15 protein-coding genes are annotated in these 14,285 nt (G+C 38.4%); 8 read left to right on the top strand and 7 right to left on the bottom strand.

What is annotated here, in order from left to right; all coding sequences use genetic code 11:
- Window positions 1–30 precede the first annotated feature (30 nt).
- Window positions 31–834 carry a 2,5-didehydrogluconate reductase DkgB gene (dkgB, locus tag AC4IFO_RS15080; RefSeq protein ID WP_490735547.1) on the bottom strand — a complete coding sequence of 268 codons (804 nt, stop codon included), beginning with the start codon at window positions 832–834 and terminating at the stop codon, window positions 31–33.
- Window positions 835–1,214: 380 nt separating this feature from the next.
- Here dkgB and AC4IFO_RS15085 point away from each other — a divergent pair, with 380 nt between their 5' ends.
- Window positions 1,215–1,793: an NAD(P)H-dependent oxidoreductase gene (locus AC4IFO_RS15085; protein ID WP_490735549.1), complete on the top strand. Its 579-nt coding sequence runs from the start codon at window positions 1,215–1,217 to the stop codon at window positions 1,791–1,793.
- Window positions 1,794–1,846: 53 nt separating this feature from the next.
- On the opposite strand, the gene AC4IFO_RS15090 is transcribed toward AC4IFO_RS15085, so the two are convergent.
- Both AC4IFO_RS15090 and AC4IFO_RS15095 read right to left on the bottom strand, forming a co-directional pair.
- Window positions 1,847–2,137, bottom strand: coding sequence for a putative quinol monooxygenase (locus AC4IFO_RS15090; protein ID WP_490735551.1), 291 nt, complete (start codon window positions 2,135–2,137; stop codon window positions 1,847–1,849).
- Window positions 2,138–2,352: 215 nt separating this feature from the next.
- Window positions 2,353–2,919, bottom strand: coding sequence for an NAD(P)H-dependent oxidoreductase (locus AC4IFO_RS15095; RefSeq protein ID WP_490735553.1), 567 nt, complete (start codon window positions 2,917–2,919; stop codon window positions 2,353–2,355).
- Window positions 2,920–3,096: 177 nt separating this feature from the next.
- Here AC4IFO_RS15095 and AC4IFO_RS15100 point away from each other — a divergent pair, with 177 nt between their 5' ends.
- From AC4IFO_RS15100 to AC4IFO_RS15125, 6 genes are all read left to right on the top strand, one after another.
- Entirely contained in the window at window positions 3,097–3,549 is a 453-nt protein-coding gene (locus AC4IFO_RS15100; RefSeq protein WP_490735555.1) for a hypothetical protein, read from the top strand.
- A 184-nt stretch (window positions 3,550–3,733) separates the two neighbouring features.
- Window positions 3,734–4,426 carry a Crp/Fnr family transcriptional regulator gene (locus AC4IFO_RS15105; RefSeq protein ID WP_490735556.1) on the top strand — a complete coding sequence of 231 codons (693 nt, stop codon included), beginning with the start codon at window positions 3,734–3,736 and terminating at the stop codon, window positions 4,424–4,426.
- Between the two features lie 135 nt (window positions 4,427–4,561).
- A complete protein-coding gene (locus AC4IFO_RS15110) occupies window positions 4,562–5,797 on the top strand; it encodes an esterase/lipase family protein (protein WP_490735558.1) in 1,236 nt (411 codons plus the stop codon).
- Window positions 5,790–6,854, top strand: a complete 1,065-nt coding sequence (locus AC4IFO_RS15115) for a lysophospholipid acyltransferase family protein (protein ID WP_490735560.1) — start codon at window positions 5,790–5,792, stop codon at window positions 6,852–6,854. The genes AC4IFO_RS15110 and AC4IFO_RS15115 overlap by 8 nt, the downstream gene beginning before the upstream one ends.
- Complete coding sequence (locus AC4IFO_RS15120) at window positions 6,851–7,723, top strand: phosphatase PAP2 family protein (protein WP_490735562.1); 873 nt, start codon at window positions 6,851–6,853, stop codon at window positions 7,721–7,723. Before AC4IFO_RS15115 ends, AC4IFO_RS15120 begins: the two co-directional genes overlap by 4 nt.
- Window positions 7,714–10,224: a PEP/pyruvate-binding domain-containing protein gene (locus tag AC4IFO_RS15125; RefSeq protein ID WP_490735564.1), complete on the top strand. Its 2,511-nt coding sequence runs from the start codon at window positions 7,714–7,716 to the stop codon at window positions 10,222–10,224. The genes AC4IFO_RS15120 and AC4IFO_RS15125 overlap by 10 nt, the downstream gene beginning before the upstream one ends.
- A 145-nt stretch (window positions 10,225–10,369) precedes the next feature.
- Here the strand turns inward: AC4IFO_RS15125 and AC4IFO_RS15130 are convergent, their stop codons facing one another.
- Both AC4IFO_RS15130 and AC4IFO_RS15135 read right to left on the bottom strand, forming a co-directional pair.
- The gene (locus tag AC4IFO_RS15130) at window positions 10,370–10,798 is read right to left on the bottom strand and encodes a TOBE domain-containing protein (protein WP_490735566.1); all 429 of its coding nucleotides are present in this window, start codon (window positions 10,796–10,798) and stop codon (window positions 10,370–10,372) included.
- Between the two features lie 201 nt (window positions 10,799–10,999).
- Window positions 11,000–11,527 (bottom strand): hypothetical protein, encoded by a 528-nt coding sequence (locus AC4IFO_RS15135; protein ID WP_490735568.1) that lies wholly within the window; start codon window positions 11,525–11,527, stop codon window positions 11,000–11,002.
- Window positions 11,528–11,718: 191 nt separating this feature from the next.
- On the opposite strand from AC4IFO_RS15135, the gene AC4IFO_RS15140 reads away from it, so the two are divergent.
- Window positions 11,719–12,438 carry a GNAT family N-acetyltransferase gene (locus AC4IFO_RS15140; RefSeq protein ID WP_490735570.1) on the top strand — a complete coding sequence of 240 codons (720 nt, stop codon included), beginning with the start codon at window positions 11,719–11,721 and terminating at the stop codon, window positions 12,436–12,438.
- 41 nt (window positions 12,439–12,479) lie between these two features.
- On the opposite strand, the gene ugpQ is transcribed toward AC4IFO_RS15140, so the two are convergent.
- On the bottom strand, window positions 12,480–13,217 hold the full coding sequence (gene ugpQ / locus AC4IFO_RS15145; RefSeq protein WP_490735572.1) for a glycerophosphodiester phosphodiesterase: 738 nt from the start codon (window positions 13,215–13,217) through the stop codon (window positions 12,480–12,482).
- Window positions 13,214–14,284 carry a sn-glycerol-3-phosphate import ATP-binding protein UgpC gene (locus tag AC4IFO_RS15150; RefSeq protein WP_490735574.1) on the bottom strand — a complete coding sequence of 357 codons (1,071 nt, stop codon included), beginning with the start codon at window positions 14,282–14,284 and terminating at the stop codon, window positions 13,214–13,216. Before AC4IFO_RS15150 ends, ugpQ begins: the two co-directional genes overlap by 4 nt.
- Between the last annotated feature and the right edge of the window lies 1 nt (window position 14,285).

The following is a 14,285-nucleotide window of genomic DNA, read 5'->3' on the forward strand; positions in this document are numbered from 1 at the left end:
TTATGGCCTCTGAATATATAAAGCAATCAATTAGTCCCAGTTTGGTGCTAAGCCTTCTGGGCTAACTAAACGGTCATTACAATCTAATTTTGCAATCGCCGCTTTATCGTCGCTGTCTAACTGTAATTGTGTTGCTTGCAAGTTACTCAATAAATTTTCACGTTTGGTTGATGATGGAATAACAGAATACCCTTCACCCATTGCCCACGCTAAAATAACCTGAGCCGGTGTTGCATTGTGTTTCTGTGCAATACGCCCAATGACCGCGTCTTTTAATGCTTTACCATAGGCCAATGTCATATAAGAGGTGATATGGATATTGTGCTGTTTAGCCCACTCAACGACTTTTTTATTTTGCAGATAAGGCGATAGTTCGATTTGGTTTGTCGCAATATTTTCTGCACCAACTGCTGCAATCGCTTTTTCCATTAATGGGATGGTGAAATTAGAAATACCAATTTCACGTGTTAACCCTTGTTTTTTTGCTTCCAATAAAGCTTGCATAAACTCTTCAACAGAAACGGCATCATTTGGTGATGGCCAATGCACCAGTGTTAAATCCACATAATCTGTTTGTAAATCACTTAAGCTTTTTTTCAGACTTGGAATAAGTTTATCTTTGCTTAAATTCTCAATCCAAATTTTTGTTGTGATATAAAGCTCACTGCGTGCAACACCGCTTTGTGCAATCGCCTGTCCAACTGCAGCTTCATTCTCATAAATTTGTGCAGTATCAACAGCACGGTAACCAACATCTAATGCATTTTTTACCGAAGCAATCACCACATCATCTTTTAAACGGAATGTACCAACACCAATCATAGGAATAGTCATTATGTTTTCTCTCTTAAATTTGTTCACGTTAAACTTCACAAATAATTATTCAGTTAGCCTATACTCACGAGTTGAAAACTAACCAATAATTACTGAGGCAATTCGAATACCACAGAGAATACGATGGAATAATGCAGAGGAAAATAGCCATAAACTCAATAGACTTTTGCTAAAAAATCAACAATTCCTCTAGTTAATAGCTTTAACTATAAAAATAGCCTTTATAGGCACATCTAGCTAAAATCAGCTTAATAAAATTACCATTTCAGATAATGACACCAAAAAAAACAAAGAACAACAATCCATTACTCCGCTTTTTATCTTCATTCTAGTTTGTTAGCCTAAATGCAACTTAGCAATTAACGAATAAGGCAATACAAATGAAAATTCTTCTTCTCAATGGCGGGCAAACATTTGCTCACTCCGCAGGACAACTGAATCGTACCTTACACGATGTAGCCAAAACATGCCTAAGTGAGTTAGGACACACTATCCAGGAAACGCATATTGAATCAGGTTACGATATCGAAAACGAAGTTAAAAAATTTCTTTGGGCAGATACAATCATTTACCAAATGCCAGGCTGGTGGATGATGATGCCTTGGATGGTAAAAAAATATATGGATGATGTTTATACCCTCGGCCATGGCCATTTATATGCAAACGATGGCCGTACTCGCCAAGATCCCAGCAAGCAATACGGTACTGGAGGCCTGCTTCATGGAAGAAAATATATGCTTTCAGTAACTTGGAATGCCCCTATTGATGCATTTGATGAGTTTGATAATTTTTTTGATGGTCGTGGTGTCGATGGCGTTTATTTTGCCTTTCATAAATCACAACAATTCCTCGGATTGAAAAAATATCCAACATTTATGGTTAACGATGTCATTAAAGAACCTAGTATCGAAAAATATATTCTTGATTACAAAAACCACCTTACTCAAATTTTTAAATAAGCTAAAAAAGGAATGCATATGCATTCCTTTTTTATCAATAAAAATAATTTATATTATGCAATTTTACGCATTAACTTCACATCTAATAAATCAACTTTATCTTTTATTCTTTCAATAAATTCTTTTAAATGAGGTGTCTGATTGTGCTTGTCCAATGACTCCTGATCCTGCCATCTTTCAAAAAAAACGAATGTATTTAGATTGTTGTTGTCCTGATGTAATTCATATTGAATGCATCCTTCGTCTCTATTGCTTGGCTCAACAATCGACTTAGTTGCTGATTTCACAAACTCGACCTCATTACTTTTTGCAATTATCGTTGCAATAATTCTTATTTCCGACATAAACTCACCTTATTATAAAAGTAGATAATATTAACTTATCTATTTATAACATAACTCGAAGTTAGAATTTAGACTTTATTATTCTATAATTCAGAAAATACATTTCTAGATTTAATCATATTGTTATATTGCAAAAATAGTGTAACTTTAAAATATAATGCAATAATTTTTATAATTGCATTATATTTTGTTTATCTCACACTGGCGGCTATAGATTAAATTTCATTCAATAATGATGCAATAAATTTTAACCGGTGATCATTACCACCTTGAGTTACACGGTCGCAATTCATCCATTTACCATTTTTAAGCCCTACTGCTGTCATGCAATGAAAAATGGCATCACTTACTGGATCACCTTCTTTGATGATGAAATCAGTGGGCTCCTCAGACGTTGTCACAACTGTCGTTTTATTGATATCTAACAGTGGTAATAGCTTCTGTTGTTGTTCGTTATAATACCAAGCAAAGTCATTTAACATCACTTTATCAAAGAAACCTTTTAAAATAGCAGGCATTCCCATCCACCAAACAGGGAAAATAACAATTACCTCAGAGCTGACTTTTAGTGTTTCTTGGTATTTGCCCACTAAAGGATCAATAAAGTCGCCTTTTGCGTATAACGCAAGTTCAGCCTCTGTTAAAACAGGGTTGAAGTTATCTGCATGCAAATCGATAAGTTGGTACTCTTTCTTCTTAAGAACTAATTCTTTTTCTATCGTTTCAAGTAGAAAGTGGCAAAAACTTCCGCTCCATGGATGCGCATAAATGATTGTTACCATAAAATCCTATCCTTAACATAAAACTAAATGATATAAAATATTACCCTCATTTTTCTTTTTTTATTGTAACTGATTATAAATAAACACTAATGACAAAACGCAAAGATTATTCATACACTGTACAGATAAAACTAACCAGCGTAGCATGATGAAATCATCATATAGTATGAGGCCGCAATGAAAAATCATATTCAATTAGAAATTAAAGACAGCGAAACCACTTTATCTTACCTCTCAACTAAAATAAGCTTACCGATTGGTCTTAAATATTTTAATGGTTTTAGCTTCCAACACTCTCCTATTACAGCTTATGAGGCTGAAATGGCAATTGAACATGTCGAAAATGCGATTATTCCAGCAAAAAAACAGCTTCCTGATGGTGAAATCTTACTTTTCAGTAATGATAGTAAATTAAACCAGCTCATTGAGAATAAAAATATCTCAGGTAACTTTCTCGCTACTGAAAAAATAGAAATGGCTTTTAATGAATTAGTGAATGTGATTAATGGAAGCCCACTTCATTCAACAAAATTGCCAACGACTAGTGAGTTCAGTGCTTTTTTATTAATTATAAGGGAAATTACCCATCATTGGGGTTTGAATGGTATTACATATAATAGAAAAGAGTGACAAATCCCCTCTATGTCTAGGCTCTAGATTAAACATGCTTGATAAGCTTAAATAGGGCTTAATGTTAATACTCTACACGTTATTCTCAAACAAGTTGGCTGGGCTATTGCTCTTTAAAAAAGGACATATGTCCTTTTTTAAAGAGCAATATCTAAGTATGATCCATCAATAATTTTAAGTATAAGTGGCAATTAAAATGAGAAGAGTAAACTCTACGGAAAAATGTGAAGATTTTATTGCTTATCATAAACTTAATGATATTATTTCTGATGAAACTCTCGAAAAAGCAACGCTTATCCGCGTAAAAGCCAAAGAATATTTAATATTTCAAGACAGCCAAATCAATCACCTTTATTTTCTCGTTCAAGGAAAACTACAAGTTGAACGTTATGAGACAAATGGCAACAAAGTGATTTTTTCATTTGAAAATGCATTTTCTATTATTGGTGATTTGGAACTTTTTCAAAATAACAATGAAAGTGACCGTATCTATAATACTATTCAAGCCGTTACAGATTCAGACTTACTTACATTACCCTTATCCATGATCCGGAAAAAAGAAATTTACTCTCCATTATTTCTGCAGTTCATCTGCCAGCACCTTAGCCAAAAGCTGTATAACGCATCACTATTACACTCAAGTGCATCCTACTCTGTTGAATATAAATTAAGGCGCTATCTCGCTTTTGTTGAAAAGCAACATGGCGAGAGCTTTAAGCTAGAAAATCGTGATTCTTTAGCTGCAATGCTTGGGGTATCAGTGCGGCAATTAAACCGTACTCTATCTAAACTCGTCAGTGATAAGTTGATCGAACAAAAAGGTAAACAAATTAAGATCCTCAATACAGAGCAACTCTTAATCACATATCAAGTTTAGATATTTTGTCATGTAAAAGTCACCACAAATCATTGCATTAATAAATCAAAATTCAAGAAATGAGAATTATATTAATGCAATTTAATTTGAGTTAGGTTAGATTCCAAGTAATATTATTGTTACTGGGAATCAAAAATGCCTTTCAATTGGGGATACGTCAAGATTAAAGCAAAGGTTATTGCTAAACATATCCGCCACGCAAAGCTTATCAGCAAAGAACCAAATATCCCGATTATTTACTTACCTGGAATTTTAGGTAGTAAGCTATATGATATTGAAAATAAACGTCTTATCTGGGGAGATTACAACAGCCTTATTCACAAAAATAATTATGAATATGTTGACAGCGCGTCAAATATTGAAGCATCCCAATTACACCGTTTTTCGATTATCCCCGGTATCGTCGATAGCTTAATTACAGCACCACTTAAGCAAGTACTCGAAACGGCTCTTAACTATCGAGATGGCATTGATTTATTCTTTTTAGGCCATGACTGGCGCGCAGACAATCGCCTTCTCGCACAAGAATTATCAAATAAAATCAATCAAATAAAACAAACCCATGGACAAAAACAAAAAATTATCTTGATTGCTCACTCATCATCAAACAGTGCCATTCGCTATTATTTACAATCTGCTAGCCAACATGAACGCGACAGTATTACCAAATGGTATGCATTTGGCCCCCCCTGGCAGGGAACGTTCCAATCTTTGCATCTAATCAATTCAGGGTATTACCCTGCGGGAAAATTTTTTTATGGTTTTACCGCAGATGAAATTGCCAGCTGCCCAAGTGCCTTTCAATTATTGCCTGCCTTTGCCAAAATTATAGATAAGCAAGGTAAACCAATTTTAGATTTTGATGTTTATGATGAAAATTGCTGGAAAGAGTTTCATATTGGCCCATACCAGACCACAACGACACAAAACCCTGCACTACGAACACGTGTACAAGAAAAATTAGCCGATAACCTTGCTCAAGCAAAAAACTTTAGCCAATACGTTGCTAGGCGTACACCAAATGAAATCGCTATTGCGCAAACTTGGTTTTTAAGCAATAACCATATCACCGTCAAACAGGCAATATATGATAATGAGCAACTCTATACGGATGCCCTATTGATTCAAAAAGAGTTTCCTCATCTTGCCGATATCGCACTCACAAAAGGTGATGATCATCTTCCCATCGAAGGTTTGTTAGAAGGTTGGCATGACGCCATTATTCAAGCCCCTGAGCAACCACCTTTCGGTCAAAACTATGCCTATATCAATCAGGCTCGTACCCATCGAGGCTTAGTCAGTCATATTCCTAATTTACAGATTTTGGCTTTTGATATTGCCACATTGAATCAACGAGTGACTTATGAATAAGAACGCAATAATCACCGCAGGCACACCATTACCACTTTATTATCGATTCATATCTTCAGTGATCCGCACTGTCTATTACCCTAACTGTACTCTTGTCAACCATACGGCTTCCCCTGCTAACGGGAAACCAACACTCTATTTATGTAGCCACCGCAATAGCGCTTTTGATGGCTATCTACCGCTGAAAATAGCACCTCTCTCTCAAGCTCTAGCATCTATTCAGCTATTAAATAGCCCTATTATGCGGCTGTTTTTTACAGGTATTCCGGTAGTTAGAAAAAAAGATAAAGAACGATTCTCAATCACCGCCAATAGTTTTGAAAACCCGGTTGATGCCGGAGTCGCACATCTCAGAAATGGTGGTGACCTTTCGTTATTTCCAGAAGGAAGCAGTGAATGGGGCTATAAGCCACTACCTTATCAACGTGGTGCTGCGAGGATAGCTCGAACACTTCTAGAAGAAAACATTGAATTTAATGTCATACCTCTGGGGTTGTTTTATGTCATGCCAGACAGATTCGCTAGCCATGCTGAAATTTATGTCGGTAATCCCATTTCTATTGTCAGCAAATTAGATGATGAATCTGGTCGTGATTGGGAAAAACGTATTCATGAACAATTTTCCCAAGAACTGAATGCGGTTTCAGTCAATTGTCAAAATGAAGACATGTTTCAACAAGCAGAGCAATATGCTTATCAGTCACTGCAAAATGGACAATCTTATGCGAGCGCATTTTTAGATTATCAGCAAAACCCAGACTCAATGTTATGTCATAAAATACAATCAACCAGCAACACAGAGGCTTGGCGATGGCTCGGTTTTTGCTTAATGTTTGTTTTCCTTCCTATACTACTTGCCGCTAAGTTCGCCGCATCACGAGCAGATGCCCGCAATACTGTCTCTTTTTTCAAAATACTAGGAGGAAGCATTGCAGGCCTTCTTTGGCTACCTATCTTATTGATTTTCACGCTTTGTTGGCCAACCATATTACTTCCATCACTTATCAGTGCTTTTATAGGTTATAAAATCATTGAAAAAAATGGCTCATCACTATGATAAAACGGAATTTCTCACGCCTGTTTAATATACTTTTTGCTTTGCAGCTTTTATTGATTTTATTACTAGGTAGCTATGGCGTTTACCGTTCTGAATTGGCGGAGGTGCTGATGCCGTCGATCATTGCTGGCGGTTTCTCATGGCTATTATTGATTTTTATTACGCTACGTTCCAAGCAAAATTCTACACGATTTTATTGGCTAGGATTGTTGCAACTCATTGCCTGCTGGTCAATTTTCCCTCTATTTAAAGCAATTCGCATTCACTTTTATACTTGGAGCGCGGATAGCCTCCTATATAACATCGACCGCTTTTTATGGTTGGGCAAAAGTTTACCTGAACGAGCAATTATGCTGCACACGCCATGGCTCAGTGAATTGGTCTCTTTTTGCTATTTCAGTTTCTATTTTCTGATCATCGGCAGTGCGCTATTTTTCTTTTTACAGCGAAATATTCCTGTCGCAACACGCTATTTTATGGGTTTAATGCTGATGTACTTCTTTGGATTTATTGGTTATTTTACTTTGCCCGCCGCAGGTCCCTATTTTGCTTACCCCGAGTTATTTACCTACCCCGTTCACAATGGGGCAATGACACTTTTTCTAACCGAAATTGTTGATAAAGGAATAACTGGCATGGACGTTTTCCCAAGCTTACATAGCGGGATCACGCTGTTTATTATTGGTTTTTTATACAAATCAGGCTACCGGAAAATAGCATTGTGCTTAACCCCTTTAGCACTAGGCTTAATCATCGCAACCCTATATCTGCATTATCACTATGGTATTGATGTGCTCCTCGGTGCGGTGCTCTCAATCTTCGTTTTAAATTTCATATTTAAGAATCAAGAAGGTAAAAGATGGAACTAATTTATAATATTAAAGATATTACTGCCGCGGACATCTCAATTAGTGGAGGAAAAGGCGCAAGCCTATCCAAAACAATTCAAGCACTCCCCGTGCCTGATGGGCTTATCTTGTCATGCGAAGCCTATAAGCAATTTATTTCTCCTTTACTACCTCAAATCACCGCCTACCTTGCCCAACATGCGGGTCATGAACAAGATGCCAGTAACGCAATCCGCCAATTGTTACTAGATGCCCCATTACCTGAAAACTTAATTCATTTATTAGCTGAACATCTACATAAGAACCAACTTACTCATGTGCCTCTTGCCGTGCGCTCCTCTGGTACATTAGAAGATATGCCAGGTGCTGCATTTGCTGGCCAACATGACACTATTTTAGGTGTTCGCAGTCTTGATGCATTGCAAAATGCTATCCGCCAGTGTTACGCTTCTTTGTGGCACACCCATGTGATGCTTTACCGTCAACACTTACACTTACCTCATCACCTTGTTTCAATGGCTGTTGTATTACAACGCATGGTCGATGTTCGCGAAAATGAAGCAGCTGGAGTTGCATTTTCAATCGATCCTGTACGTGGTAATTTATCTTCAATTTTGATCAATGCCGCATTTGGGCTTGGTGAAACGGTGGTTGGCGGTGAAGAGCCTGTCGATGAATATCAAGTTGACCGCGGCTCTATGCAAATTTGCCACCAAGAGATTGCAGATAAGCGGCGTGCCATCGTCATGACGGCTGAATCAACGGACATAATAAAGTTAACCCTGTCCGCAAAAACACAGAGTTCATTAACGGCTAAGCAGTGCCAAGCTGTTGCCGAACTTGCTGTACGCGCAGAGCAATATTTTGACTTCCCTCAGGATATTGAGTGGGCATTTCATGATAACCAACTTTGGTTATTACAGTCTCGAAATGTGACTCAAATTGCCCCCGTGTGGACTCGAGAGGAATCAGCAGAACGTTTTCCTAACCCAATCACTCCACTCACTTGGGATATGTGCGAAGCAGGCTTTCATGCTTCATTGAACTACAGCTTAAATTTAATGGGGTTACCTTCATTTAATGGTAAATGGTTTACCATGAAGGATTATTACATCTATGGTAACCAAAACGCGGTGACTTTGTACCATAACCGCTTACCGACATCGATGATGAGCGATCTCCCTACGCTGTTATCTTCTTTACCTGAAATAGCTCGTAAATTTGCTTGGGTTCAAGAACTTCCGATTACATGGATGCGTGACCTCGATACTTATTTGATAGGTATCGGTGCGCTTAATCATGAGCCGCTACAAGAGAAAAAACTCAGCGAGTTATGGGATTATGTACAACGCATTAATAAATTAGGATCCGATTACTTCTTGCCGAATATCGCTATTTCACTGACACAACGCTCACTTTATGCTGCCCTTATTGCGCTACTGAAAATGTTCCATAAAGGGGATGAACAGTTAGCACATAAAACTTTAGACAGCCTAATAGCCATGTCGGATACCAAAACAGGGCAAGTAAACCAAGAACTTTGGACACTTTCACGTCTAACACGCCAAATGCCAAGTTTATTTGCGCAGCTTAAACAGTTTGAACCAGATACGATAATGCAGACGTTGCAGTCTGAATATCCAGATTTTTTTGCAAAATTAACAACTTTCTTAGTCAATCATGGACATCGTGAAATGGATTTTGATGCCTATCACCCAACATGGTTAGACGCCCCACATATCGTATTGACACAAATCAGTGCTATGTCCGATATTGAAAATGATGAAAAAAACGATAGTGGACTAAGCAAAAAAATAGAACAATCAAAAATTGAATTCGATGTGATTTCTAAATCACCGGAAGAATTACGCTATTTTATGCAAGAACTCATCCGACTTGCGCGAGTTTACACTGCACTTGATGATTTAGAACATTACCAAACCACACGATTAGCACTCCCCATGCGACGAGGCTTGCATGCCCTTGGTGAACGATTAGTGATCCGTGGGGTACTGGATACTCCGTCTGATATCTATTTTGCGAAAGAGCAGCAATTAACAGATGCTGTACAACAAGAAAGTACGTCAGCATTCAGCGAATTGCGTCAACATGTTTACACCAATAAAGTGGCTTATCTAGAAGCAAAAGCCACAACGCCACAATGGATTTATGGTGAAGCGATTGAAGAAGTTGATGATAACAGCACCCTATTGAAGGGCTTAGCAGGTAGTGCGGGGGTCATTGAAGGCGAGGTATTCTTAGTACATGGAGCCGAAGATTTCTCCCTATTCCCACAAGGTGCAATCCTTGTCGCTCGTACAACTAACCCTGCATGGACTGCGCTATTTTATCGTGCTAGCGGTATCATTACTGAAAGTGGTGGTCCATTATCCCATGGCGCGGTTACAGCCCGAGAGCTCAGCCTACCCGCAGTAATGGGTATCCGCAGAGTGATGAATACACTACAAAATGGCCAACGCGTCCGGGTTGACGGACAAAAAGGTGTAGTTGAACTGTTATAAATCACATGAAAAATAAGGAAATTTTTCTAACCTATTGCCTGTAATGCAATAATAAAAAAGCCGCAACGATGTATGTTGCGGCATTCCAAATACCTTAGCTACCAAACATTACACCAAAAGCAGCCCTAATCTAAAATAAAGACGATTACTTTTTAGTGGCCAAAATCACTGCGGAAGCTTTAATAATCGCAGTCACTTGACTGTTTACCGCAAGACCCATTTCAGCTGTGCTATTATTTGTAACCACAGCTGATAATAATGTTCCTGCATCAGTTTTTAAGTTCACAACTGAGTTTACACTGCCTTTCTCAATAGATTCGACTTTACCACTAAATTGGTTACGCGCAGAGAACTGGTACTCTTGCGCATCAGAAACAAGGACAACCCAAGGCGCTTTAATTACAGCAACAGCTTGTTTACCTTTTTCTAATCCTAACTGTTTAGTACTGTTTTTCGTGATGATTGCCGCAATGCTCTCTCCATTGCCTAAATCTAAAATAACTTCATCATTGACAGAACCCACAACAACAGACTCAACAACACCTGTAAGTTGATTTCTTGCAGAAATAGTCATATTACGTCCTTAGTCATTATTAATTATTTGAATGATAAACTTTAGCGTTATATTTTTTCAACCACCACGCCAAAAGACTTACAAATAATACCGTAAATCATAAAAGCATTTCTATGATATTAATACATATGATAACGGCTAACTAAAACAAATTCCTTAAATCATATTACTATATGATTTGAAATAGTTTTTAGGCCACACTTAGCCACTTACTTTGAATAGAGGATTATCCTTTTTATTATCATGTGTATGGCCATCATCAGAGCTATGTCCCCGACGCTCTGGTACAACAATATATTTTTTTTCACATTGAGTTAGAAATTGTACTGACTTTGTCCTTCCCGTTTTATAATTAAGCCAGAATACCGTAATCGTTTTCTGTGAAGGCGAAATAATTTCTACAATACGCTGATCTTCATGAAAAAAATCACCTTTATTTAGTGTTACATCAAAATCTTTTATTGTTGTTATTTTACGTGTTACGTCGCTTTTTTCTAATTGATAGCCTTTGTATTCACCAAGTTCAAAATCAAGAATGTTGATTGAGTTATCAAACATATACACTCTTGCTTTTGGTGCTGCAGTTTCAAATGTTAAATTACCATTTCTGTCTCGTGATATTTGATTAATTGACTGGTCAATATCACAGTCATACACTAGTGTGGAGTTAGGTGCTTGGCATCCGACTAAAACCATTACCGTGGCTAATAAAAATCCTATTTTTTTCATTTCAATCCCTGTGTTTAATAAGACGTAAAATTTAGTTTAGTATAAGCATTGTTAAATCAAAGCTGAAATTTTAAGCGTAAGAAAATGTTTTTATTTAAACTGGTACCTTTATATTTATAAAAAGTGGCGCTTTTATCAAACCACAATTCACCTATATTAATGTTATTGTGTTTTTTAAAGGTATCCTGTTTATGCAAATAGAAAATGAATTTGGTCAGCCTGTTGGTCGGCTAATTCCAAATTGGTCCCCCCGCCAATTGCCTCAACGAATTCAACTAAATGGTAAGCATTGTCGAATCGAACCCCTTAATGCTTCACACGCGAAAGCCCTGTATCAATCTTTTTCTCAGTCTCCAGACAAACGCAGTTGGACTTGGCTATCCGATGAAGCACCGCAAAATTTCGAACAATATAAAAATTGGGTTCTTGACGCTTCACAGAAAAACGATCCCTTGTTTTTTACTATTATTAATAAGCAAAATGACACTGCTATTGGCGTATTTTCATTAATGAGAATAGATGCAAACAATGGAGTTGTTGAAGTCGGTCATGTTCATTTTTCCAGCTTGCTTAGTGGCACAATTATGTCAACCGAAGCCCATTGGTTATTAATGCAATACATCTTTAATTCATTGGGTTATAGACGCTATGAATGGAAATGTAATAGCCTAAATAACCCGTCCCACCAAGCTGCATTACGTTTAGGGTTTCACTATGAAGGGCGATTTCGAAATGCGCTTGTGACGAAGGGGCGAAATCGAGATACCGATTGGTTTTCTATTATTGATAATGAATGGCCAATGGTAAACGAAGCATTACAAGCTTGGTTATCAGATACTAACCACTGCAATGGTAAGCAAATTAAATCCCTTTCGACCATCCGAAAAAGTTTATTATTAGTGGAAAACTAACCTGAATAGCCCCAAACTCGGGGGCTATTCCAATAATAGAACTACACAAAATTAGGCCCAATCACATCAATACAATCCGTACAAATGGCATCGACCCCCCACTGTAAAAGCTGAGTAGCGCGAACAGGATCATTCACGGTATAAACTAAAATGCGTAAACCCGCCTGTTTGAGTATTTTCACACGCGAACTATCTAGAAGTTGATGGTTTAAATGAATAGAAACACAGCCCAGTTTTGTTGTTAATTGTTGCCAATCATCGCGCCACTCATCAAGTAACAAGCCTCTTGGTAACTCAGGTACCGTTTTTTGCGCCGCTTCTAACGACTCTATTGAAAATGACGATAATAATGGTGCCGTTTGCCCAGTCCAAAGCTCCCGAGCTGCCAATGAAACCAACGTGCCTGTCTCAATTTCTAGGCCTGTTGTTGGCTTAATCTCGATATTCACCATCATGCCATATTGCCGGCAACGCTCTGCAACTTGCTCAAGAGAAGGTAAGTGCTCACCTGCAAACTCGGGGCTATACCAACTTCCTGCATCAATAGTGAGTAATTGCTCCCAGCTCAGTTGCCCAGCAATGCCAGCACCATCACTCGTTCTTTCTAGTGTATCGTCGTGCAACAGAAAAATTTGCCCATCGATGGAGAGCTTTGCATCAAACTCAATCATTGTATGCCCAAAGCGCGCACCAACATCAATTGCGGCTAAGGTATTTTCAGGAGCAAGCTTACCGCCACCGCGGTGTGCGACAATATGCGGGTAAGGCCAATTACTCATAAACGGTATCCCTGTTGGCTATCGAAAAAATGTAGGTGGTCATCTGGAAAACTGAGATTCAGAACCGTCCCTACCGGTGGACGAAATTCGTGACTAAGGCGAACAACCACTTTTTGTGAGGCAATGCGCCCATGCACTAAATTATCTGCGCCAAGCATTTCAAGATTTTCGACCACCAGCGGTATTCCTTCCGCTGTTTTCGAAACCCATTCTATATGCTCAGGCCGTATCCCTAACGTTATCGTACTCCCAGCCCACTGTAAATATTGGCGATTCAGCGGTATCGTCCCCCCTGAACTAAATGTAAAAAACGCCCCATCCTCGCTAACCTTGCCCTCAAATAGGTTCATGGCTGGTGAGCCGATAAAACTAGCCACAAAACGACTCGCTGGCTTCTCATAAACCTCAATAGGCGTACCAATTTGCTCCACAACACCCTTATTCATCACCATCACGCGTTGAGCCAATGTCATCGCCTCTACTTGGTCGTGTGTTACATACAAACTGGTTGTTTTAAGCCTTTGATGAAGATGTTGTAGTTCTAGTCGCATTTGTACACGTAATTTAGCATCTAAGTTAGAGAGTGGCTCATCAAATAAAAACACCGCTGGGTCGCGCACTATTGCACGCCCCATGGCAACACGTTGGCGCTGTCCACCTGACAATTCACGTGGTCGACGTTGCAACAAACCATCTAGTTCTAATATACGGGCAGCCTCTTCAACTTTTTTGCGAATTTGTTCTTTACCTAATCCTCTGATTTTTAAACCCCAAGCCATGTTTTCTTCAACACTCATATGTGGGTACAGTGCATAATTTTGAAAGACCATTGCGATGCCGCGTTCTTTAGGTTCTAAATTTGTCACTCGTTGCTGGTTAATCCAAATATCACCGCTGGTAACTCGCTCAAGACCTGCAACCATGCGCAGTAGCGTTGATTTTCCACAACCAGATGGACCAACCATCACAATAAACTCGCCATCTGCGACATCAACAGTTAATGGCTTGATGACTTGGGTTTTACCATCCCAACTTTTGCTAACGGCTTGTAATTTTAACTCTGCCATA

The sequence above is a fragment of the Providencia sp. UF-224 genome (assembly GCF_058245955.1).